Genomic DNA, 20902 nt, shown 5'->3' with positions numbered 1-20902 from the left:
TAAAATATCAACTCTGTGCCGCCTAGAAAGGGCAAGCAGATATTTACTTTAACTTTTGGAGTACACCGCACTTTGCCGTGACTTTTTAAGTAGGTAAATTCGTAATTTCATCATCAATAGCGTCGCCTTATTTAAAGGTTTTCTTTGTATCCTTCATTAAATTATCAAAGTCTTTCTTATCAATATGCGGCTGGGTTAAGGTAATCAAATAGCCATCCGGATCCTTAATAGTTGCTTCAGAGGCATTCCAAGGTTTTTCGCTTAACGGTTCCACAATCGCTTTGGGCGAAACATGTTTCAATTTTTCTAAAGCGTCATCTACTAAAAGATTCAAATATACTCCTGTACCAACTGTGAAATCTGTTCCCTGGATTAGCATAATATCTTGATACTTATTTAATCGTAAATGATTCAAAATAACTTCATTCTTACGATTCCTAAACTTAAATAATGATTTAAACCCCAATGATATTTCGTACCATTTGGAAGATTTTTCGATGTCTTGTACCATGAGTTTGGGAAATAGCGCCATTGGATAATATTCCATGTAAATATCCTCCCTTTTTAAATTTTAGGCAGCTGCTTTTTAGCATTATCAATTAGTAAATCAACTTGCTTATATATATGAAGGTACCCATCTTCAACCCTGGTTCGAACAGGATCAACTTGTTTCGCAGCTTTAGCTTCTTTTTCAGGATTGTTGCTTTGTTTCAAATTCAAATATATATCTTGCCTTAATAAATAATCGTCGATATCTCTCACTAGAGCGGTTATTCCAGATAGAGTATTTCTTGAAATATTTAGCAATGATATAAGAGAATTATATTGACTCCTTAATTTTTCCATCTCTTTCCTAAATTGGTCAGCGTTGTCCAAATTAATGCGTATGAATAGATTATACATTGCTTCAAGTATTTGTTTTAACTCATTAAGCTTTCTGATTTCGGATTCAGCAAGAGCTTTATTTACTTTTTCTATAGCAAGTTTAGATTCTTTTCTATTTTGTTTACTATTTTTACACGAAATGCGTAAAGAAAATACTGATATAATTACTGATACAAAACCCGTTGAAACCGTTAAGACGTTAAATATTATATTTACCATAGAGCTATTCCTTTCATTATAAGTCTATTGGAATGTTGAGACATATAAAGAGGTTGTTATAATCTTAGTATATTATTTTGCTGCCACCCCATAATTTGTCTTTCATTTTATTATTATGCCAATAACCATGTTGAACTTTAAGGGCCTTTTGTGCCAACTTGAAACACAGATTGGTGTATTCCCAGATTCAATTTCTAAGCTTACGGGTTCATAAAGCAGTCACAACAATGTTTTTGTTTTCATAATATTTTTCTCAACATTACTACTCGATCTAGCTCTGTAAATAAACGTTTTAATTATACTACCATTAGAACTATTAAAGCAAATATTTTATCAACATATGAGTGACGGGGATTATGTGAGTGGTAATAAGAAATTATTGATTAAGAGCATTACTGAGATTAGCAAAAAATCCCCGACTAATGTTGAGGACTTTTTGCTAGATGAAATCGTAATTTCATCATCTTAAGTTACAATGATTGATTTTGTCTCGCTTGGAATTATTTAAGTTAAATTAACGGTAAGCGTTTTTCGTTGCGTTAATAATTACTCAGTGTTACTGTGTATTTAATAAATAAGGAGGCGAGCGTTTTGAAAGCACGTAAACAAGGTAACACCTTAGTTTTAAGCATTCCTAAACAATTCAAAGTTGCTGAAGGCACTGAGTTCATGAGTATGCAAGCCGCTGATGGCAGCCTCATTTATACGCCCAAAGCGCCAAACATTTACCAAGACCCCAAATATGCTGAAACCAATCTAAGATTCGTCCCCGAGGACACCAACGACTGTTCAGTTGGACGTGAGGAAATTTAATGGCAAACAATTCAATATCCAATTACAACTATCATGGTTACACTCCCAAGCAAGGTGATCTTGTTTATTTAAATTTTGATCCGAGTATTGGTCGTGAAATCAAAAAGCGTCGTCCAGCCATCGTGGTTAGCAGTGATATATTCAACTTGCGGACTGGCTTTGTAACCATCTGCCCCATTACCATCACGATTAGAGACTTACCATTTTTCATCACTTTACACGGTAATAAGTTACACGGTCAAATCAATGCCTCACAATTACGAACAATTGATTTTATGGCAAGCGAGCGCCACATTGAATTTGTGGAAACAGCCACAAGCATAGACTTCATGCAAACAGCTAAAATCATTATGGACGGATTGGGCTTTGAAGGCATGATTAACAATCTTTAAGCCACTTCGTTTTAAAGTCCAAATAACACGCAATCGAAACAATAAAAAATTGATAATTCAGAAAAATTATTGAGATTAGTAAAAAATTCCCGACTAATTGAAGAACCCTTCAATTAGTTGGGAATTTTATGTTTAATGAAATTAAAGTGCATCGCCTTATTCAATTCACTGCCTTTCAATCAGTAACTAAAAGTTAGACTATGAGCGATCTTACCATGAAAGTGATTGGGATCGACTATTCTAGCAAAATTCCTTGAGAACATCCAAAACGGCGCTAATGTCAGCTACAGGAACTCGTCCGACTACTTCGCCGTTAGATCGTATTCGGGGATCAACTGCCCGCACGTGTTGCAGAAGAGCCGTGCCTTGAATCGTTTTTAAGTCAATCCTTTTAAAGAACGGTGAGTGAATAAATTTTTCCTGCGTCCGATACTTATCAGAAGAACTGATCGGTATTACTAAAACGGTGTTAAAGTGTCGATTGTATTCATCGTTACTCACAATCATGCATGGCCGCTTCTTCTTGGTTTCAGTCCCTTTTGCGGGATTAAGGTCAATGAACAGAATATCTCCTTGATGTAATCCCATTAGTCAAAGTCCTCCGAACCGGCATCTGGTCCCCAGTCAATTTCCGGGGTGTCCACTTTGCCATACTTTTTTTCTTGTTCATCAACCATCTTCCAAAAATCGTCCTTTTCAGGAGACATCCGTTTAACGGTAATTTGACCATCGGATCTTAATTCCCATTCAATTTCATCTGATGATTTGACATTCAAAGCTTCGCGAACTGCTTTTGGAATTGTGACTTGATTTTTTGAGGTTATTTTTGAAACGACGGCAACATTGCGATTGCTTTTTGTCATGGTGTTTTCTCCTTACCTTTCCTTACATACATTATATCAAGAAAAGATTGTAAGCTAAAATTGATGTACTTGTTCAAAATGACCATTTTTTGCCAAATCTTCAAAGTTAATCACGATAGTCTTCGATACATTGGTTACTCGTTAAATATTTAACAGTTTATTCACCCAACTACGAGACAAATGGTATGAAATAAGTTTTAATGACAAACGAGGAGAAATTAATATGGATGATAAAATCATTGACGTCGGCGTTTATTAATCATAACTACCTCCTCGCAATATCGAAGACCGTAACTGTTTCAATGGTTGCTGGCGCCATCGCACTTGGTTACGTCACCGCCCAATTGATAGCTGAACTTATTTATCGCCGAAAGCACCGGGCAAAAATTTGAACAAAGTCAGCCCTTAACAGATAGTCCTACCTAGGTCAATAGAAAAATCAACCAACCAAAAAATCCCGACTGTTCATCGGGATCTTCTGTCAATTCTAATAGTCACCTTGACTAACCAACTTTTTATTCGCCGTCACATAATACCCGTTAGTCAACTGATACCGTGTGGTCAAATTGTGCTTAACCAATTTCTTAACTCGCAGATGACTCCCCTTTTTATAAGTCTTGGCCTGCTTAGTTAAGTTCTGATTCTTGTAAACATGAACCCCTTTCGGATTAATCACCGTAATCCGCTTATTCTTCGGCATCGTCTTATAATAAGCATTCACAACATACTTGTGGTTAGCGGTAATGTAACCCTTCTTGCCAGCCGTCTTGGAATGATGGTTGACGTCACGCACTTTGTAGCGGAGGGCACCGCCTTTAGAATGGGCATAACCCGTCACGACAAACATCGGTCGACTAACCCGTTTCTGCTTTGGATACGTCGCGATTCGCTGGGATTTCTTAAAGGTTCGCTGCTGATACAGATAAATCTTCTTAGTTGCATAAACTACCGAGCCCTTTTCCACAGCGTCGGTTGCCAGAACGGTTTCGTTAGCATTCTTGGCATCAGTAACGGGATTGTCGTTAGTGGTGGGATTGTCGTTAGCTGCCTTATCATCACCATTGCTCTTTGGCGTCGGGGTTGGTGCTAGTTGTGCCTGTGGCGAAGAATTGGGCGTTGTGGGATTAGGCGCCGGTTGAGGAGTTGTGTTTTGATCGTACCAAAACACAATTGCTTGGGGAACCGTGCTTAGACTAAGGCCAGTGACACTATTGCCATTTTTAAACTGGCTGGTTTTAGTTGCTAACATCTTATAAATGTCGACATTAAAGGGATTACCTTCATTATCCCGATTGTTAACATAACCAAATATGGAATCTCGTAAGGGGATGCCGCCAACAACATCTTGAAAGAATTGCGCTTCGGATTTTGCGATTTCTTCATATTGCGCGTCAGGTAATCCTGATTGAACAGATTCGATATAGTCCCTAATGGTCTTTAATTTTAACTGAGGGTCAACTTCGGCGGTTAGGTGTTGAATACTATCTTGCGTTTTCAAGGTATAGCCATTAATGTGAGGGGCAACAATCGGATCTTTGATTGCTGCATCAATCTTCATCCCAGTTCCCAATGTGATTGGTTGCTTGAGGTCTTTGCCCGTCTTGGCATCTTTATAAAAAATTCTGATCACTTGTGGGACGGTCGCTACAGCAAGAAACTCACGGCTTGGACCAGCGCCGTTTCTATATGGCGCTTTGTACTTTAGCACTACCCTAAGTGATTGATCTGGAGAATCGCTACTCATCGTTTGGGGAATACCCGAAGGAAGTGAAAACGTGCTCCGAATGGTGGAAGCATTATTTTGATCAGCGGTTATTGAAATTTGATTGTCTGGAATACTGACACCATTTACAGATAAGTCCCAAATTTTAAAATCATTAAAATCAGTAGTAGGAAAGCGATTAAATGTGATTTGATATGGTTCTTTTAAATTAAGTGACGCAATCGTGTCGCCAGCACTATCCCAGCTATAAGACATTCCCCTACTGGCCTCGTAAGTTGTGCCGTTTTGCTTTAAGCTGCCATCCAGTGCGTACCGAACTTGCGGATTCTTCTGCCAATCGTTCCAATTTACAGGATTCGTAATACTGTCGTTACTATGCGGATCAGTTGTCGTGTTATCAGCAAATGCAATATCAGGCTTCGTTAAGTCGTGGTTGGTTGAAATAGCCCCCATCCCAATTAATAAAGCCCCAATACATACCCCAAGAACTTGTCTAAATTTACTCATCATTCGTCCCTCACAATTCTGAAAGGCCTATGCTATCTATTACTTCATAGTTATTTTAACATGGCGGCTATTCACTTAACAAAGTTATTGACTGCGAATTTTACCGTCCCCCAGTTGTTGGTTAGGTGCTTGATCTTCAGATTTCCAAAGGTAAAATAAAACGCCAGCCCAACGACTGACGCTTCAAGCTTTAATAATGATGACGCAACTGATAAACAATTTGTGGTACTGGTAACGTTATCGAGTAGTCGATGTTTTGGGCCAATTCTTCGCGACGATACCCCAGAGAACTCACGGTTCAACGGCTCAGGCTTTTGCAAACCACTAAAAGGCGAATCAAGGATATTGGCAAGCAATTGTTTGATTCGCTTAACTTTCTTTTCATCGTGTTCTTGTCAGTAACCTAAGTCTGCCAAAGCATCGTCAGTAAACTGAATTTTTCTCATAAGTCATTTAAATCAACCACTGCCAAACTACATCACAAATCGCCCTATCAATCAAGCTTCTCCTGACTGAAAGGGCGATAATAGGTGTTCCACGTCGTTATTGTTCCTGAATGTGCTTCTTGGCAGCATTATAGCCATTAATAAACTCAGATAATTCAGCCAGTTTGTGATCACTCACGGCATTCCCCAACTTAACTAATTCACTAGGATAATGGTGGAAAGCTCGGTGCTGTTCATGATCCTTCACCGCTTGGTCAAACCCCATTTGGTAATCACTCATTGGCTCGGTCGTTGCCTGACCAGCGTGAACCGATTCAGTCGACCAGCTTTCTTTCGCACCGTCATAGTTGCCTCGTTCGTAATTCTTTTTGACATAATCATGTAGTTGAGTTAATTTCTGAAATGCATTCATAGCGAGTCGCTCCTTTATTTTTCAATTACTTACGTTACGTTAACGTTTAAATAACTAATATGTAATTCTATGTAGCTAAGTATACCCCCCCATTTTCAAAATAAAACCCCATTTACCAAAATGATCCAAAAAAATAGCGCCCCATCACCCTCTAGGTGCTGCGGCACTATCTAACAATATTTTTCGAAAGGTATCAGACCAATCATTGACCATCAATTCTGGTCGCGTCAACATTTCGTTTCATGCTTCTGTCGGATGATACTGACAAGCTACACGGATCTAAGCCCGATGACTTAGCGCCTATCTACATTTCTGTATCTCCCTCGCTTGTCTGACAGGTGATTAGTCATTCACCTTCCACCATTATTATACGTCCAATAACCAGTGTGGTTCAATTGATTTGCCTGCCAGTTACTTCACTTTAACGCCTAGCAAGCCAACCAGTGACGCTGCTTGAAACTGGTTGATGGTTAGCCCCTTCAAATCACCGGGGTTGACTTCCAAATAACCGAATTCACTTTCAGACAGATCAACGCCAGCTAGTTTGGTCGCCACAAAACTGGCCCCTTCAAATTCACAGCCACTGGTTTGTAAACCACCAACTAACTTAAGGTATCTAAAGTAAACTTCCTTAAAACTCGAATCGGTGAACCGGCAATGGGCCATCTTTGAACTGCTAAAGTTGGCATAATCAACTCGAGAATCGCTGATCGTACATTTTTTCCAGTTGTTCTCAATAAATTCGGCCCCAATCAGCTGACAGCCTTTAAACTGATCGCGATAAAACGTACTGCCTTCAAACCGGCAGTTGGCAAACGAAATATCATTAAACGTACAATCCAGCCACTCGCTGCCGCCAAAATGATCTTGTTCAAACTGACAATGATTAAACACTGCATCCGAAACGCGAATTGTTGCCATAGAGGTTGTAAATGTACAGTTTGTATAGGTATTACCAGCCTCGATGTCTTCAAATCGCAACCGTTTATCCGTAACTAACATTGGCCCCTCCAATCATAAAATCGGTGATAACAGCCGACTAAACGTCTGCTTGAATTTCAGCCACAGCGACTGTTGGTTAAATAATTCCGGCGTTTGTAAGGTACTATTATCAATATCGTTCAAGAAAATATTCCGCATGTCGATCGAAAATTTCTGGTCGTAAATAAATGAGTTGATTTCAAAGTTCAGCTTGAAGCTGCGATAATCCAGGTTAGCCGATCCCACTGACGCAATTTCATCATCAATCACCATCGTCTTAGAGTGGATAAACCCATCATTATAGAAATAGATTTTAACCCCATCATCAGCTAGTTGGCGGGCATAGTACTGGGTTGCCCGATAAACAAACGGATGATCCGGCATACTCGGCACCATAATTCGAACGTCTACGCCCGACATCGCGGCAATTCTCAGGGCGTCCAGAACACTATCGTCTGGAATCAAATACGGCGATTGAATCCAGCAATAGTCCGTTGCCATCGTAATTAACTTAATATACCCCATTTTGATTTGCTGCAAATCGGAATCCGGTCCACTCGATACAATCTGCATGTTAACGTTGCCCTTGGTAGTGGTTACCGGGAAGTACTTAGCTTCCACTTCTTCTTCATCAATCTGATCCCGTGGACTGGTGGCATTCCAGTCCAGGATAAACCGGGCCTGCAAACCAAATACACCAGAGCCGATAATTCGAATGTGGGTATCACGCCAATTGCCAAACTTTTTCTTACGGCCCAAATACTGATCCCCAATGTTAAAGCCGCCAGTGTAGCCAATCGTGCCATCCACCACGATAATCTTCCTATGATCCCGAAAGTTAATCCGGAAATCCAACAGAACTGAGCGGGTGTTCAAGAACGGATAAGCGAAACCGCCCGCGTCAACAAGGGGTTGAAAGAATTTACGAGTAGTACCCATCGACCCCCAAGAATCATAGATCACCCGGACTTCAACGCCTTGCTTAGCCTTTTGAACCAACAAGTTTAAGATTTCTTTGCCGATTTGATCATTATAAAAGGTATAAAATTCAATATGAATGCTTTTCTTGGCGCCCTCAATGTCTTCGATAACCCGATGAAATAAGTCGTTGCCATTTGTAAAGATATGGACTTTATTTTGTCGTGACAAAAACGCCGCGTCAGTTGTCATGAACATATCGACGGCCGTCCGCGAACGCTGAACCACTTCGTCGGCTGAGGTTTTGGCATTATGCCCCAACTGTTTTCTTTGTTCATTTAACCGTTCGTCTAACTGCATTTGAACGTGTTTATGTAATTTGAACAATCGGTTTCTGGGAAGTTTTCTGCCTAAAAAGGCATAGGCAATGAAGCCAACCAGCGGCAAAAAAACCAGCACTAGCAGCCATGCCCAGATCGCGGCGATGTCTCGTTTCTCCCTAAACACAGTAAAAATCGCAAGAACGGCATTGACCACAACGACTATATTAAATAGCAATGACCAATCAATATTCATTATTTCCTCCTGACGGCCACTTTTGGTCTAAAATAAGATTACACATACTGTTAGTATACTAGAAAGAAGCCGAATTTCATGAATATATTTAATTTTTTTGTCGTAGGACTTCACGGCCTCCACTCCGTTCACTTTTTGCATTTGATTTTTGAAGAGAATCCAATGGTCGGCTTTGGGTTGATTTTGGCGCTGATTTTGTACTTGATTTATCGGCGGATGAATCGGCGATAATAGCTGACTTAGCGTGTTGAGTGACAATTAATCCAATGGCACTTTCAACTGGCTGCAAGCCATTTGCGGCCAGTTTTTGTCGTGGTTGATTGGTTTTCGAGTTCCATCAGGCGGTGATTGATAACTTAATTTGGACATCTGCCATCATTTTCTGCTTGCAATACCTGTCGCTACGACCTATTATAGATAAGTCGCTTCGACATATTAAGAAGAGGAGGAATCACTTGTACGAACTACTAATCCTTGGCATGCTCACCTCAAAAGACATGTCGGGTTATAAATTACGGGGCATTTTAGAAAGCAGCCTAGTGCCCCGCCGCGAGATTTCCAACGGCGTGATGTATCCATTACTTCAAAAGCTACAGCGTCATGGCTACATTGAATTCAAGGTTATTAAAGAGAATCATCGAAATAAAAAGTTAGCCCACATTACCGAGCTGGGAACGAAACGCTTCGCTGAGTTAATGCACGAACCCGTTGTCCAAGATGCCAAACGGGAGTCGATTTTTCGCTTCAAATTTCGAGGGATGGCTGGCGTTGATTCTGCTACTCAATTAGAAATTCTCAGTGATTATCGGGACTCTGTTCAAGCTGACCTTCAAGCCTACCAAGAAGTTCACGACCACCTACATCAATTAGTGGCTGCCAATCCTGACAACCGCGAGCATCTGCGTTCAGCAATTCGATCACTTAACTTGAGCATTTCCCTTTGCCATACAAAGCTGCAATGGATCAAACAGTACCAACAAGAAATTAATCAATAGACCAGCCGCGCCAAGCAGGGAACCACGTGCAAGCATCCCGGGGAAAGATTCCAAGCTCGGGAACTCTTCGCCAGAAAAGACTTATGCACCGATCCCTAACCGCCTGGCGCCACTCACTAATTATATGGAGAAAAGCAATGAAGAAACAAACTAAAGCACAACAATGGATCGCCCTGACTGCCATGGGTCTGGGGGTCTTTATGGGATTACTCGATGTCACGGTTGTCAACGTGGCCCTGCCCACCATGGTTCGTGGGTTTAAAACAACTTTTACCGATTTGCAATGGGTGCTGAACGCCTACACACTGGTTTATGCCGTTACGTTGATGATCATGTCGAAGTTAGGCGATATGTATGGGCGCAAGAAAATCTTCTTGGGGTCACTCATCCTGTTCGTGGCTGCCTCCGCAATTAACGGTATGGCACCTAACTTATTAATCCTAGATATCGGCCGTGGCGTTCAAGCGATTGGTGGCGCGGGAATGACTTCTCTTTCAATGGCGCTGGTTGCTTCTAACTTCGATGGCAAAGATCGCGGGCTTGCCCTTGGCATCTTAGGGTCAATCATCGGCGCGTCCGCGGCTTCCGGCCCACTGATCGGTGGCTATTTGGTCGAACACTTCGGCTGGCCAGCTATTTTCTACGTGAACGTGCCGTTTGGAATCATTGCCGTTATTTTAACTTTAATTTACGTTCGGGAAACCCCAAGTTATGGCAAGGATCACAAAGTTGATTTGGCCGGGATGGCAACTTCGGCCATTGGCTTATTCGCTGTGATCTATGGGCTAATTGTCAAAGAAAGTCATCCCCACTGGTCATGGCTGGATGCACGGGTCAGCAGCCTGCTGGTCGGGGGCATCTTAGTAATGATTGTGTTCGTTTTCATCGAAACCAAGGTGAGCGATCCGATGATTGATATCAAGATGTTCAAACGTCCTCATTTCCTTGGAACCATCATCATTGCCTTTGCGTTAGGGTCTGGCATCTATGCCTATAACGCTTTCTTAACTGCTTTAATGCAGAACTACATTGGCTATTCAGCCGTTCAAACCGGTGTCCGGCAGTTGACGATTAGTGGGTGGTCATTAGTTTTAGGACCGGTCGCTGGAATCTTAAGCTCGCGGTTCTCGAAGAAGCGGATGATCGTCGGCAGCATGGTTATCGGTGGCGTTGGCTTCTTTGCCATGGCCTACGCAATCAGCCCAACGGTCAGCTTCGTTGAACTCTGGCCGGGCATGGTTTTGATGGGCATTACCAACGGGATGGTGAACCCACTTTTGAACACCGCCGGCATGGAAGGCGCCCGCCCGCAGGAAATGGGGATGGTGTCTGGCCTATTAAATGTCTTTCGGCAGTTCGGCACAACGGTTGGGGTGGTTGGTTTAGGCTTAATCCAAGACGCCCATTACGAAGCCCACTTGAATAACAATCTGCACCTCATTCAAATGCCCGCCAAAGTCATCAGCGGGATCAAAGACGCGTTAATCAACGCCGGGCCGTTTTCAGGCCACACCATTGCATTTTCAACCCAGATGCAGCACATGCCGTTTGCGGCAACACTTCAAAAGATTGTAATTGCCGCATACGATAACGGGATGGCCGCCGTAGCAATTTCTTCGGGAGCAATCGTACTTCTTGGAGCCCTTGGCGCGGCAATTCTAATGCGCAACCGGATTGCGAGCCAGGATATTGAGTTGAAGCAGGAGCAATAATTCTATGTATAAAAAATGAAGGTCAAATCCCAAGTGGACTTGGCCTTCATTTTTCAAATGTGAGTGGATTTATTCGCTGGAGTGCGAATTAAATAGTCACAAAGTGCCGTTACAAAGTTTTAAAGGATTCTAACACCGGCTTTTTGTGTAGAGTGATAAAGGCGATAGTATTACGCTCACCTTATTTGTGGTAATTATAATGACGTACCTAGAACGCTCAAGTAGTAACAGTAATCGCCGACCATTTATATAAAAGCCTCATTTCCCGCTAATCTGAGAAACTAAATCTCTTTATTCGAAAATAACCACATGCCAACTATCATAAAAAGAATGATATAAATGAGATTGCCAACAAACAACTGATCTAAATTCAGACCGGTTATTTTTTGCATAGCAGGCTGAGCAATCTGCGCTGAATAGTTCAATAAATTGATAGGGTTCCATTTTAAGAAATGCCAGCGCTGTATTAGCTGAGCGGTAACCTTACCAATAATAGTTATTGCAAAATATCCCACAACACCAACAGTTATTGCTAGGTTACTTTTTTTGAAAAGTGCTGATATAAGTAAAACCACGCTTAACACCAACCACGTGGTTAGGAAATTACTAAAAATAGTTTCTATCCAGTATTCCCACAAAGAGGTTTTTTGATTTCTTAACAAGCTAGTCAAAGAATAGTCATTTCTAAAGAAAATTACTTTATTAAAGTATGCAAATCCAGAGAACCAAAGATACAAAAACATCGAATATGTAAATAAGAGAAGCCATTTTGCCAATAGTATTTTAGGGCGAGAATGTATTTGACAAACGATATTTTTCATTGTGTTGTATTGGTACTCTGACGATATGATGGATGCTGCTGAGCCAATCAATAATAATGCGACAAACGTATCCGCGGCATAATTTGAAACGAATAATTCTCTTGGTATAAAGTGCTGCGGATAAAGTTTACTTGTAATTGCAAGTAAAGTAGCAATAAGCATGATGCCCACAATACATACCCACGTGCTTCGTCTTTTAATTAATTTGTATAGTTCTTGTTTGAATAAGGTAGTCATTATACTATAGCCTCCTTTGTCTAACCTTTAATCAAGTTTAAGACCACTTTTTCCAAGTCATTGTTTTCCTGCACGATATCCTCAATAAGAACGTTTCGTCTAGTTAGTTGTTTAACTGCTTCTTCAATGCCCTCCCCCTCCTTGAGAGTAATTTTAACCTGGCTGCCCAATTCCAAATGATAACCGCTCGCTTGTAAAATACTTTTTGCTCTGCCATCATCACTGGTTTTGAATATAACCCTTTTCAAACTCTTTGAGAGAAGCTCTCCCATTGTTGTACTTCTAACTATGCGACCCTTATCAAGAACAATGACATCATTTGCTAGTTTTTGTAGCTCGGATAAAATATGACTTGAAATTAAAAAAGTTGTACCAGCTTGTGCCCTGGATAAAATCAATTGTCTTAAATCATAGGTTGCTTGAGGATCCAATCCATTCATCGGTTCATCTAATATAACTAAATCTGGATGATTCACTAATGCCATTGCAATACCGAGCTTTTGTCTCATTCCTAGTGAATAATTCTTTGCACGTTTATCAATATAACCAGCCATTTTTAGGTCAGAAATCAACTTACTAATTGCTTGTTTGTTTTCATTCGTAGCAAGCATATTCAGGTGTTCTTTACCAGTTAAATAAGGATAAATTCCTGGATATTCAATTAATGCACCGACAGAATCAACACCTCCAGCATGATTAAAATGGACAGTTTCACCGTTTATCTTAATAGCACCTCGACTTTTCACCAATCCAAGGATTGATTTCATAATTGTTGTTTTGCCTGCGCCATTGGCACCAATCAGGCCAACAATGCGTCCCTTTTTACAATTAAAAGTAACGTTATGGAGAACTTGGTTACTTTTAAAGTTCTTGATGAGATTTTGCACAGATAGTACTGAGTTCAAATTAGCCTTCTCCTTTCACTGTACTCGTTCATGTCGCCATTTACGTCCCTAAAGTATATCCAACCTTGCACAGATCAATAATATAATCCAACGGTAAAACCAATCACAAATGCCAATCCCAGTAAAGCAATAACCGGCATGATATGGATTCCAAATTGAAAAATCAACTTAATCATCTGCATCTCTCCCGTAGCAGGCACTCAATTTAAGCGGCATCTCGATACTTTTGAATAACCAAATAAAACGCCCCGACCATGAAGACCAGTCCATACTTAAGTAAGAAGAAAACATGCCACATGTACGCTTTAGGTAACAAAAAATCGCAGAGGACTAGTACACTAAACATCCAGTAAGCACTCGCATAACGAATAACTTTAGTCCTTTCATCAGTATGCCAGAGATATAACCATTCATAACAGTAAAAAATACTTGTAGCCAAGAAAAACACAAGGCAACTCCCAATTAATTGATTATAATTTCCAACAGACTGTTCCGCCCATGCTCTTAATGGTTCAAACCAAGTATCACCTATCATTCTCATCATTTCCTTTCAAATACGCAAAAATATCTGCTACATCAACCTTAAAAAAATCCGCAATCCTAAAGGCCAATAGAAGCGAAGGTATATAATTACCCTTCTCCATCACAAAAATTGTTTGTTTAGTTACGCCAACTTTTTCAGCAAGTTCTTTTTGGGACATCCTCGCCAAAACGCGATATTCATATACTTTATTCGAAATTGAATCACCAAAATTCTTCTTCATCACCATCACCTTTGCTAATGAGTATAAATTATACATTTAATAAAGTAAAGTAAACTTAGACAAAAGATACATAAATTTTACAGTTCGACAAGCGTTTTCATTTAGCATAAAATTTAACCCATCAAATACTTTACTGGAGGAACATCATGACCGAAACCGACAAAATGCTTAGTGGCAAAATTTACGACCCCAGCGATCCCAAACTGGCTAAAGCGCAAGTCGCCGCCCATCGGCTTTCTAAACGCTATAATGACACGTTTGAAGATGAAGTCGAAACGCGTGATGCCATTTTAGCTAAACTACTGCCTCATCGCAAAGCTGGCACGTTCTTTTTAGGCCCGATTTTCTTCGACTACGGGATTCACACCAAAATCGGTAGGAATTTTTACGCCAACACCCACTTCACCGTGCTTGATTCTTGCCCAGTAGCCATTGGTGATAACGTCTTGGTAGGCCCAAACACCACCTTAGTCACACCGGTTCACCCGCTGCGCTTCCAAGACCGCAACGTTAAACTCAAGGCCGATGGCACCCAGTATGACGACGAATACGCCAAGCCCATTACGATTGGCAGCAACTGTTGGCTCGCTAGTAACGTGACCGTTATCGGTGGCGTGACAATTGGCGACGGCTGCGTCATTGGTGCCGGCAGCGTCGTCACTCGCGATATTCCAGCGAATTCATTAGCGGTTGGCAATCCTTGTAGAGTGATTCGAGAGATTACCAAGGAAGACGATATTCATTTGAAAAAAGAACTCTTTTGACAAATAAAGTGCCAAACAAAGTTAAGGTAGTCTCCTTAATCTTGCTTGGCACTTTATTTGGTTTATCTCAAATTAGAGATACGACCTATTTTTCTATATGTCGTATCTGCCAAATTGTTTTGCTCAATTATCGATACAATTCCGGCCGTCGATCGGCAAACACTGGCATAAAACCGCGGGCGTCATCCGTTTCTTGGGTATCGATCGTCACCGTTTTGAGCTGGGGCTGATCATCTAACGTTACGATTTCGTCGCCCATCGGGTTATAAATGCCTGAATGGCCGCCAAATGGATTATCTGGATCGCTGCCCACACGATTCACGGCAACGACAAAGCTTTGGTTCTCGATTGCCCGGGCCGCCAACAATCGCCGCCACTGGTTCATGCGACTAGTTGGCCATTCAGCAGGCACAAAAATCATTCGACTGTTATCCAAGCTCAATGTCCGCAGCCATTCTGGAAACCGAATGTCGTAACAAATCACACTGGTGGCATCAATCCCTTTGACCTGAAAATGGTCTTCATCGTGGCCGGCTGCCAAATATTTATCCTCGTTCATCAGGCCAAACAGATGAACCTTGTCATAGGTCGTCAGTAAATTCCCGTCCGGGCCAAAAATATAGGTCGTGTTATAAAAGGCGCCGTTTTGAGCCGTTGAAACTGAGCCGCCGTGGATGATAAGCTGGTATTTCTTAGCCAACGCTGCTAACAACGCTTGAGTGCGTTCACCATTCTTATCGGCGACCGTACTCAACCTAGTTAAATCATAGCCGGTATTCCACATCTCCGGAAACACGACAATATCGGCATCTTCGGCCGCAGCTTGCTTAACAGCGGGTTCAATTTGAGCAAAGTTTTTATCTGGATCACCGAAGAAAACGTTTAATTGGGCGAGGGAAATGGTTATTTTCATTTGAGAGCCTCCAATACTGCCTAATTAGTTAGTCTTAAAACTGTGGCAAGTTAAAGTTGAGCAAGACTTGTTGCCAAACCCGAAATAATAGGTCATCTGATACGCTTCCAAGAATGTTAAAATCACGTTTGCGATAATCTAAACTGTACATTTGAATTGGATTAACTAAACTTTCGTGTTCCAAACCAGCGGAACGATAATCGATAATTTTTATCATATAAGGATGCTTATCACTCTTGTATATTGCTGTGTGATTATCCTCCTGATGCCTTAAAACCGTGTTACTTGTAATTGGACACACAATGACCAGGTTAGTTTTCTGATTATATTCTGTGCGGCTTAACACCAAAGCCGGGTGTGGCTGCTGAATTTCATATCCTTTACTTGGACTAAAATTTAAGCATATAACGTCCTTTTGCTTAGGGCTTCTAATCATGCCATTCTGCTCCCTCAGGTTTATAACTTTCATGTTGCGTCAAATCCATTTCATTGGAAGAAAAATAGTCTTCAACCTTAGGAATGAGAATAATTTGTCCATTATCTTGTTTAATAGGATAGTATTCTTGACCAACTTTGACATTGAGATATTTTGGAAGCGTAATCGTCGTTGAATTTCCTTGCTTACGTACTTTAACGGATTCATGATTAGTTGGTGTTTTCATAAAATGCCTCCTAAAATGTCGTTCGTATTCACCCGTAATTACTAATCACATTATATCACGATCGAATATTTCACAAAACAATTCTTCTCAACGCCTTTAAAGCATCGATGCAATCGCTGTGTCGCCTATATCCGTCTAAGATCCTAGAAACAGCCGCAGCTGACAACCCGGCAATTTTTCACACTATGCTTGCGCCAATATTATTATTTTGAAGGCAGCCTTGCAAAACAGTAACCTATTTAGTGATTACTAACCATTTTACGATGTATTACGATCATTATGTTATTGCTGTGAAAGCCGCAATCAATCCAAATATCACTCCCGGCACATCGGCCACGATCAAGATCCAATCCCGCTTGGGCTTAACCCAGCCGTAAGCAACCCAAAGCGCGGCATTGATCGCCGCACAAAACGGCTGAATGAACGACGTTGGGTTGCCGTTCAAATTTTGCATAATTTCGCCTATGTATGAAATGTACATAATCATGTTGGCAATTGTCGCAATATCACCAACAATCCGATCTTCCCTTAGAATATGTTTCCCTGAATGTACTGAATGGCCGCCTGGGTGGCTCAGTTGATTTTGCAAAAAATTCCTCCTAAAAATAAGTGAGCAGGGCAAAGCCGTTAGAAATCAAAACGCAAGTCCCCTCAGACAGAAATTTTCGGGTTTAGAATTTCTGTCTGAGGTGCTTACGCGTAGCCTTCTGCTTTGCGCGACTGTCTTCAAAATCTCTGGAACATTCTCTCTTGCTCTGTGATACCACGTCTGTTAACAAAATACTAGGGCTCAGCCAAATCAATCGACTAATTTTACAATTAAGCGCTTGCTAGAAGTGACTTATCAGTTTGCGGGCACTAAATTGGCGAAAGAATTGGGTTAGAAAATAATTGATCAATTTTAATATGAGTAAATATATTGACTCATATTGAAAAGTAGTTTATGATTAGTTCATGAAAAAAATAACCTTTGAAGCTTACATCCGGCCCAATGGTCATAACGAATTTCGAGAGTTTCTTGCTAGTCTTCCAGATAAGGATGCGCGCAAAGTTTTGTATACGCTGGACGCAATCTCTGAGGTAGGTATTCAAGATGCGGCTAAAATGAAGTGGGTTAAACGGCTCAGCCATAAGCTGTTTGAAGTTCGATCTAAAGTGGGTTCTAACATCCAGCGAGTCATTTACTTTCACGTTGTTGATGGCCGTTATATAATTACCCACGGTTTTACCAAGAAAACGCCCAAAACACCGCCAGCACAAATTCAACACGGTGAACAAATCCGTCAAGAATTCTTACGAGAACTTAGGAAAGGGAAGTGAGCTAGATGCCTAAAACTGAAAAACTCGATTCACTTATTCAAGAATACACGGACACCCCTCAAACAAAAGTTGAATATGAACAAGGAAAGACGCGACTAATCGCTGCTCATAGATTTATGAAGGCGCGTGAAGCGGCTGGCTTATCACAAAGAGATCTAGCGAACGCAGCCGGGGTGCCTCAACGTACAGTTGCCCGCGTTGAGTTAGCAGATAATACGAGTTTGGCTACCTTAGAAAAGCTAGCAACTGCTCTTGGTAAGAAGCTAGAAATTTCTTTAAATTAAAGGGAATTGTTAGCCGTGATTTAAGTTATTTTCTCAACAACATGATTTCAACAGGAAGCTTTTCCAAGCTGAAGAAACTGTTTTTAGCATGGAAAAGCTTCTTAATCGTATTCACAATCGCTTTTTCCAGCTTTACCGTCCCTTACAACCGTAATTTTTAAATTATTTAATTAAAATCTATTGACATTCCCATGATAAGCCTCTAATATACAAAGCAACAATTAATTCGTCCATAAAACCGATGAAGTGGAGATCAAGATTATTGTGCACGCACAGAGAGCTGCCGTTGATGAGAGTGCAGCCGAACGCAGATAATTAAATGGACCACTGAGGGTTTTCCCGAAAGGTAACGAGTACGGAAAAACGTGTTGGCATACGTCAGTTGTCGGAGGGATGTTAGTCCCTTGCTAAGCGTAATTAATTGGGGAACTTAATAGATGAAGTTAACTTTATTTATCTACCCTGATTAATTGAACTAAGGTGGCACCGCGGAATAATCCGTCCTTAACTTGTATGAAGTTATGGGCGGATTATTTTTTTACTTAAATGGAGGTTTCCACTATGAATACTAACGAAATTAAACGATGGCAACTCACATACTGAATTTCAATTAGTCAATCACTAGACACTTACTAGGACAGCTGCACAAAGCAGAAAGCTCCGTGTAAGCACCTCAACCAAAAATTCCAGAACCGGGAATTTCTGGCTGAGGAGCCTTACACTACGCTTTCTAATCGCTTTACTCCGCTCACTATTACTAGGACAGCTGCGCAAAGCAGAAAGCTGCACCTAAGTCAACTTGTCCAAAAATCCAAGCCCGGGATTTCCGGCCAAGTTAACTTAGGCTCCGCTTTCTAACCGCTTTGCTCCGCTCACTATATTTGGAGGAATTTATTATGATTAAACAAGCCATTGAAAAAGTTGTCAACCACGAAAACCTTACCTTTGATGAAAGCCAAGCCGTTCTTGACGAAATTATGAACGGTCAAACGTCTGAAATCGAAACAGCCAGTCTCTTAACTGCTTTAACTGCTAAAAACCCAACCATCGACGAGATTGCGGGGGCGGCCTCATCCATGCGCAATCACGCCTTGAAATTCCCTGAAGCCGGCAACGTCTTAGAAATCGTTGGTACAGGCGGTGATCACGCGAATACCTTCAACATTTCAACCACCAGCGCCATTGTAGTAGCCGCTACTGGCACCAAGGTTGCTAAACACGGCAACCGGGCCGCTTCATCCAAGAGTGGCGCTGCCGACGTCTTTGAAGCTTTGGGGTTGGATATTAACGAAAATCCCGCTACCAGCTTTGAAAGCCTAAAGGAAAACAACCTCTGCTTCTTATTCGCACAAGAGTATCACAAATCCATGAAGTACGTGGCACCAGTTAGAAAGCAACTGGGCATTCGCACCATTTTCAACATTCTCGGCCCCTTAGCCAACCCCGCTCACCCAACTCAACAATTACTCGGGGTTTATGATGAAAGCTTACTTGAACCACTGGCTAACGTCCTTAAAAAATTGGGTGTCCAAAATGCCATGGTTATTCATGGCCGCGACGGCTTAGACGAAATGACAGTTGCCGATAAAACGGCGGTCGTTGAATTAAGAAATGGGCAATTAACCAGCTACGTCTTAACGCCAGAACAATTTGGCTTCAAACGAGCCAATCGCGATGATTTAGTCGGCGGCACGCCTGAAGAAAACGGCCAAATCACCCGCGATATCTTGGCTGGCAAGCAGGGTCCAAAACGCGATATCGTCTTATTAAATGCCGGTTCAGCCTTACACCTCGCCCATCCGGAATTGTCCATTCAAGCTGGCATCGACTTAGCGGCTAAAACCATTGATAGTGGCAAAGCTCAAGCTGAACTTGACCGCCTCATTGCCTTTTCAAATCAACGTAAGGATGTGGTGGCATGATTTTAGATGATCTTGTAGCGGCAACCAAAGCCAGATTGGCAAAACACCAATCCCAACTGCCACTCGCGGCTTTAAAACGGCAGGTTGATCAACTGTCAGTTAACCTCAAACCAGATTTTCTTTCTATATTAAATCACCCAGGGTTGCACGTTATTGCCGAGGTCAAAAAATCATCCCCATCCAAAGGCACCATCGTAAGCAGCTTCCCTTACCTACAAATTGCCCAAACGTATGCGTCAGCCGGCGCGGAGGCAGTTTCAGTACTAACCGAGCCCAAATACTTTAACGGCCGGCTGAACTACCTCAATGAAATCAGCCAAGCCCTCTCGGTGCCAACCTTGCGAAAAGACTTTACGATCGATCCTTACATGATTTATGAGGCCAAAGCCAACGGGGCCGGAATAATCTTATTAATCGTCGCAATTTTAGATGATACCCAGCTCAAAGAATACCGGGAGCTAGCCGAACAGCTGGGCATGCAGGCAATCGTTGAAGCATACACGAAAGCAGAAGTGGGTCGAGCCCTCAAATCCGGGGCCAAAATCATTGGGATCAACAATCGCAATCTTAAAGACTTTCACGTCGATTTCAATAACAGTTTAAAAATGAAAGCCTTGGTGCCCACCGAAATTCCGGTAATTGCCGAAAGTGGCATTCAAACCCAAGCAGACGTTGCCACGTTAGCGGGCGCTGGATTTAAAGGCGTCTTAATCGGGGAAACCTTAATGCGGGCCACCGACAAGCAAGCCCTGATTCAATCATTTAGGGCAGCCGCTGATTTGATTGAATCTAAACCGACTGAATAATGTACCAGAATCATCGCCAGCCAAACGGTGATTCACTCAATTCTTAATAGAAAGCAGGCATG

At 41.6% G+C, this 20902-nt stretch carries 28 protein-coding genes and 1 other annotated feature; of the genes, 11 read left to right on the top strand and 17 right to left on the bottom strand.

The genetic code is table 11. The annotated features are described in order from the left end of the window. Nucleotides 1–127: 127 nt before the first annotated feature. Entirely contained in the window at nt 128–547 is a 420-nt protein-coding gene (locus YK48G_RS04105; protein WP_203629435.1) for a VOC family protein, read from the bottom strand. A 17-nt stretch (nt 548–564) separates the two neighbouring features. Further along, nucleotides 565–1104 (bottom strand): hypothetical protein, encoded by a 540-nt coding sequence (locus tag YK48G_RS04100; RefSeq protein WP_203629434.1) that lies wholly within the window; start codon nt 1102–1104, stop codon nt 565–567. 591 nt (nt 1105–1695) lie between these two features. Here YK48G_RS04100 and mazE (YK48G_RS04095) point away from each other — a divergent pair. Next, complete coding sequence (gene mazE / locus YK48G_RS04095; RefSeq protein WP_203629433.1) at nt 1696–1917, top strand: type II toxin-antitoxin system PemI/MazE family antitoxin; 222 nt, start codon at nt 1696–1698, stop codon at nt 1915–1917. Continuing rightward, the gene (locus YK48G_RS04090; RefSeq protein ID WP_203629432.1) at nt 1917–2309 is read left to right on the top strand and encodes a type II toxin-antitoxin system PemK/MazF family toxin; all 393 of its coding nucleotides are present in this window, start codon (nt 1917–1919) and stop codon (nt 2307–2309) included. Before mazE (YK48G_RS04095) ends, YK48G_RS04090 begins: the two co-directional genes overlap by 1 nt. Nucleotides 2310–2549: 240 nt before the next feature. Here the strand turns inward: YK48G_RS04090 and YK48G_RS04085 are convergent, their stop codons facing one another. After that, the gene (locus YK48G_RS04085; protein WP_203629431.1) at nt 2550–2897 is read right to left on the bottom strand and encodes a type II toxin-antitoxin system PemK/MazF family toxin; all 348 of its coding nucleotides are present in this window, start codon (nt 2895–2897) and stop codon (nt 2550–2552) included. Then, nucleotides 2897–3172: an AbrB/MazE/SpoVT family DNA-binding domain-containing protein gene (locus YK48G_RS04080; protein ID WP_203629430.1), complete on the bottom strand. Its 276-nt coding sequence runs from the start codon at nt 3170–3172 to the stop codon at nt 2897–2899. The genes YK48G_RS04085 and YK48G_RS04080 overlap by 1 nt, the downstream gene beginning before the upstream one ends. Nucleotides 3173–3399: 227 nt before the next feature. On the opposite strand from YK48G_RS04080, the gene YK48G_RS04075 reads away from it, so the two are divergent. Then, nucleotides 3400–3564, top strand: a complete 165-nt coding sequence (locus tag YK48G_RS04075) for a threonine/serine exporter family protein (protein WP_203629429.1) — start codon at nt 3400–3402, stop codon at nt 3562–3564. Between the two features lie 95 nt (nt 3565–3659). On the opposite strand, the gene YK48G_RS13500 is transcribed toward YK48G_RS04075, so the two are convergent. From YK48G_RS13500 to cls, 5 genes are all read right to left on the bottom strand, one after another. Continuing rightward, on the bottom strand, nt 3660–5405 hold the full coding sequence (locus YK48G_RS13500; protein WP_232365272.1) for a DUF5776 domain-containing protein: 1746 nt from the start codon (nt 5403–5405) through the stop codon (nt 3660–3662). 68 nt (nt 5406–5473) lie between these two features. Continuing rightward, nucleotides 5474–5758, bottom strand: a complete 285-nt coding sequence (locus YK48G_RS13655; protein WP_203629428.1) for a type II toxin-antitoxin system YoeB family toxin — start codon at nt 5756–5758, stop codon at nt 5474–5476. Nucleotides 5759–5945: 187 nt separating this feature from the next. Then, on the bottom strand, nt 5946–6260 hold the full coding sequence (locus YK48G_RS04060; protein WP_203629427.1) for a hypothetical protein: 315 nt from the start codon (nt 6258–6260) through the stop codon (nt 5946–5948). Between the two features lie 411 nt (nt 6261–6671). Beyond that, a complete protein-coding gene (locus YK48G_RS04055) occupies nt 6672–7262 on the bottom strand; it encodes a pentapeptide repeat-containing protein (RefSeq protein ID WP_203629426.1) in 591 nt (196 codons plus the stop codon). Nucleotides 7263–7274: 12 nt separating this feature from the next. Further along, complete coding sequence (gene cls / locus YK48G_RS04050; RefSeq protein ID WP_203629425.1) at nt 7275–8735, bottom strand: cardiolipin synthase; 1461 nt, start codon at nt 8733–8735, stop codon at nt 7275–7277. 78 nt (nt 8736–8813) lie between these two features. Between cls and YK48G_RS04045 the strand changes: the two genes are divergently transcribed. From YK48G_RS04045 to YK48G_RS04035, 3 genes are all read left to right on the top strand, one after another. Beyond that, nucleotides 8814–8966, top strand: a complete 153-nt coding sequence (locus YK48G_RS04045; RefSeq protein WP_203629424.1) for a hypothetical protein — start codon at nt 8814–8816, stop codon at nt 8964–8966. Between the two features lie 224 nt (nt 8967–9190). Beyond that, complete coding sequence (locus tag YK48G_RS04040) at nt 9191–9730, top strand: PadR family transcriptional regulator (RefSeq protein WP_203629423.1); 540 nt, start codon at nt 9191–9193, stop codon at nt 9728–9730. A 137-nt stretch (nt 9731–9867) separates the two neighbouring features. Continuing rightward, the gene (locus YK48G_RS04035; protein ID WP_203629422.1) at nt 9868–11442 is read left to right on the top strand and encodes an MFS transporter; all 1575 of its coding nucleotides are present in this window, start codon (nt 9868–9870) and stop codon (nt 11440–11442) included. 281 nt (nt 11443–11723) lie between these two features. Here YK48G_RS04035 and YK48G_RS04030 read toward each other — a convergent pair whose 3' ends face one another. From YK48G_RS04030 to YK48G_RS04015, 4 genes are all read right to left on the bottom strand, one after another. After that, nucleotides 11724–12500 carry a DUF2705 family protein gene (locus YK48G_RS04030; RefSeq protein WP_203629421.1) on the bottom strand — a complete coding sequence of 259 codons (777 nt, stop codon included), beginning with the start codon at nt 12498–12500 and terminating at the stop codon, nt 11724–11726. 20 nt (nt 12501–12520) lie between these two features. Continuing rightward, nucleotides 12521–13405, bottom strand: a complete 885-nt coding sequence (locus YK48G_RS04025) for an ABC transporter ATP-binding protein (RefSeq protein ID WP_203629420.1) — start codon at nt 13403–13405, stop codon at nt 12521–12523. Nucleotides 13406–13610: 205 nt separating this feature from the next. After that, the gene (locus tag YK48G_RS04020) at nt 13611–13853 is read right to left on the bottom strand and encodes a hypothetical protein (protein ID WP_203629419.1); all 243 of its coding nucleotides are present in this window, start codon (nt 13851–13853) and stop codon (nt 13611–13613) included. Between the two features lie 76 nt (nt 13854–13929). Further along, nucleotides 13930–14169, bottom strand: coding sequence for a helix-turn-helix transcriptional regulator (locus YK48G_RS04015; RefSeq protein WP_203629418.1), 240 nt, complete (start codon nt 14167–14169; stop codon nt 13930–13932). A gap of 146 nt (nt 14170–14315) precedes the next feature. Here YK48G_RS04015 and YK48G_RS04010 point away from each other — a divergent pair, with 146 nt between their 5' ends. Beyond that, the gene (locus YK48G_RS04010; protein ID WP_203629417.1) at nt 14316–14933 is read left to right on the top strand and encodes a sugar O-acetyltransferase; all 618 of its coding nucleotides are present in this window, start codon (nt 14316–14318) and stop codon (nt 14931–14933) included. A 127-nt stretch (nt 14934–15060) separates the two neighbouring features. Here YK48G_RS04010 and YK48G_RS04005 read toward each other — a convergent pair whose 3' ends face one another. From YK48G_RS04005 to YK48G_RS03990, 4 genes are all read right to left on the bottom strand, one after another. Beyond that, complete coding sequence (locus tag YK48G_RS04005) at nt 15061–15846, bottom strand: carbon-nitrogen family hydrolase (protein WP_203629416.1); 786 nt, start codon at nt 15844–15846, stop codon at nt 15061–15063. A gap of 34 nt (nt 15847–15880) precedes the next feature. Then, a complete protein-coding gene (locus YK48G_RS04000) occupies nt 15881–16282 on the bottom strand; it encodes a type II toxin-antitoxin system PemK/MazF family toxin (protein WP_232365276.1) in 402 nt (133 codons plus the stop codon). Further along, nucleotides 16275–16508: a type II toxin-antitoxin system PemI/MazE family antitoxin gene (gene mazE, locus YK48G_RS03995; RefSeq protein ID WP_203629414.1), complete on the bottom strand. Its 234-nt coding sequence runs from the start codon at nt 16506–16508 to the stop codon at nt 16275–16277. Before mazE (YK48G_RS03995) ends, YK48G_RS04000 begins: the two co-directional genes overlap by 8 nt. 277 nt (nt 16509–16785) lie before the next feature. Then, a complete protein-coding gene (locus YK48G_RS03990; protein ID WP_203629413.1) occupies nt 16786–17097 on the bottom strand; it encodes a SemiSWEET family transporter in 312 nt (103 codons plus the stop codon). Between the two features lie 365 nt (nt 17098–17462). On the opposite strand from YK48G_RS03990, the gene YK48G_RS03985 reads away from it, so the two are divergent. The 4 genes from YK48G_RS03985 (at nt 17463) to trpC (ending at nt 20840) form a co-directional block, all read left to right on the top strand. Further along, nucleotides 17463–17828: a type II toxin-antitoxin system RelE/ParE family toxin gene (locus tag YK48G_RS03985; protein WP_203629412.1), complete on the top strand. Its 366-nt coding sequence runs from the start codon at nt 17463–17465 to the stop codon at nt 17826–17828. Between the two features lie 5 nt (nt 17829–17833). Then, entirely contained in the window at nt 17834–18112 is a 279-nt protein-coding gene (locus YK48G_RS03980; RefSeq protein WP_203629411.1) for a helix-turn-helix domain-containing protein, read from the top strand. 232 nt (nt 18113–18344) lie between these two features. Then, nucleotides 18345–18621, top strand: a binding site (T-box leader). Nucleotides 18622–19008: 387 nt separating this feature from the next. Further along, the gene (gene trpD / locus YK48G_RS03975; protein WP_203629410.1) at nt 19009–20034 is read left to right on the top strand and encodes an anthranilate phosphoribosyltransferase; all 1026 of its coding nucleotides are present in this window, start codon (nt 19009–19011) and stop codon (nt 20032–20034) included. Next, nucleotides 20031–20840: an indole-3-glycerol phosphate synthase TrpC gene (trpC, locus tag YK48G_RS03970; RefSeq protein ID WP_203629409.1), complete on the top strand. Its 810-nt coding sequence runs from the start codon at nt 20031–20033 to the stop codon at nt 20838–20840. Before trpD ends, trpC begins: the two co-directional genes overlap by 4 nt. The last annotated feature ends 62 nt before the right edge of the window (nt 20841–20902 follow it).

Source organism: Lentilactobacillus fungorum (assembly GCF_016860605.1).
Lineage (GTDB): Bacteria > Bacillota > Bacilli > Lactobacillales > Lactobacillaceae > Lentilactobacillus > Lentilactobacillus fungorum.
Note: the sequence above shows the minus strand (reverse complement) of the source record. Positions and strands in the feature narration are given on the sequence as shown.

Excerpts from the sequence above, each read along its gene's own strand:
- YK48G_RS04075 (WP_203629429.1), top strand. The coding sequence starts at position 3,400 with ATGATAAAATCATTGACGTCGGCGTTTATTAATCATAACTACCTCCTC.
- YK48G_RS04045 (WP_203629424.1), top strand. The coding sequence starts at position 8,814 with ATGAATATATTTAATTTTTTTGTCGTAGGACTTCACGGCCTCCACTCC.
- YK48G_RS04080 (WP_203629430.1), bottom strand. The coding sequence starts at position 3,172 with ATGACAAAAAGCAATCGCAATGTTGCCGTCGTTTCAAAAATAACCTCA.
- YK48G_RS03980 (WP_203629411.1), top strand. The coding sequence starts at position 17,834 with ATGCCTAAAACTGAAAAACTCGATTCACTTATTCAAGAATACACGGAC.
- YK48G_RS04030 (WP_203629421.1), bottom strand. The coding sequence starts at position 12,500 with ATGACTACCTTATTCAAACAAGAACTATACAAATTAATTAAAAGACGA.
- trpD (WP_203629410.1), top strand. The coding sequence starts at position 19,009 with ATGATTAAACAAGCCATTGAAAAAGTTGTCAACCACGAAAACCTTACC.
- mazE (WP_203629414.1), bottom strand. The coding sequence starts at position 16,508 with ATGAAAACACCAACTAATCATGAATCCGTTAAAGTACGTAAGCAAGGA.
- YK48G_RS04015 (WP_203629418.1), bottom strand. The coding sequence starts at position 14,169 with ATGAAGAAGAATTTTGGTGATTCAATTTCGAATAAAGTATATGAATAT.
- YK48G_RS13500 (WP_232365272.1), bottom strand. The coding sequence starts at position 5,405 with ATGATGAGTAAATTTAGACAAGTTCTTGGGGTATGTATTGGGGCTTTA.
- YK48G_RS04105 (WP_203629435.1), bottom strand. The coding sequence starts at position 547 with ATGGAATATTATCCAATGGCGCTATTTCCCAAACTCATGGTACAAGAC.
- YK48G_RS03985 (WP_203629412.1), top strand. The coding sequence starts at position 17,463 with ATGAAAAAAATAACCTTTGAAGCTTACATCCGGCCCAATGGTCATAAC.
- trpC (WP_203629409.1), top strand. The coding sequence starts at position 20,031 with ATGATTTTAGATGATCTTGTAGCGGCAACCAAAGCCAGATTGGCAAAA.
- YK48G_RS04000 (WP_232365276.1), bottom strand. The coding sequence starts at position 16,282 with ATGATTAGAAGCCCTAAGCAAAAGGACGTTATATGCTTAAATTTTAGT.
- YK48G_RS04035 (WP_203629422.1), top strand. The coding sequence starts at position 9,868 with ATGAAGAAACAAACTAAAGCACAACAATGGATCGCCCTGACTGCCATG.
- YK48G_RS04060 (WP_203629427.1), bottom strand. The coding sequence starts at position 6,260 with ATGAATGCATTTCAGAAATTAACTCAACTACATGATTATGTCAAAAAG.
- YK48G_RS04010 (WP_203629417.1), top strand. The coding sequence starts at position 14,316 with ATGACCGAAACCGACAAAATGCTTAGTGGCAAAATTTACGACCCCAGC.
- cls (WP_203629425.1), bottom strand. The coding sequence starts at position 8,735 with ATGAATATTGATTGGTCATTGCTATTTAATATAGTCGTTGTGGTCAAT.
- YK48G_RS04055 (WP_203629426.1), bottom strand. The coding sequence starts at position 7,262 with ATGTTAGTTACGGATAAACGGTTGCGATTTGAAGACATCGAGGCTGGT.
- YK48G_RS04090 (WP_203629432.1), top strand. The coding sequence starts at position 1,917 with ATGGCAAACAATTCAATATCCAATTACAACTATCATGGTTACACTCCC.
- YK48G_RS04100 (WP_203629434.1), bottom strand. The coding sequence starts at position 1,104 with ATGGTAAATATAATATTTAACGTCTTAACGGTTTCAACGGGTTTTGTA.
- YK48G_RS04085 (WP_203629431.1), bottom strand. The coding sequence starts at position 2,897 with ATGGGATTACATCAAGGAGATATTCTGTTCATTGACCTTAATCCCGCA.
- YK48G_RS04005 (WP_203629416.1), bottom strand. The coding sequence starts at position 15,846 with ATGAAAATAACCATTTCCCTCGCCCAATTAAACGTTTTCTTCGGTGAT.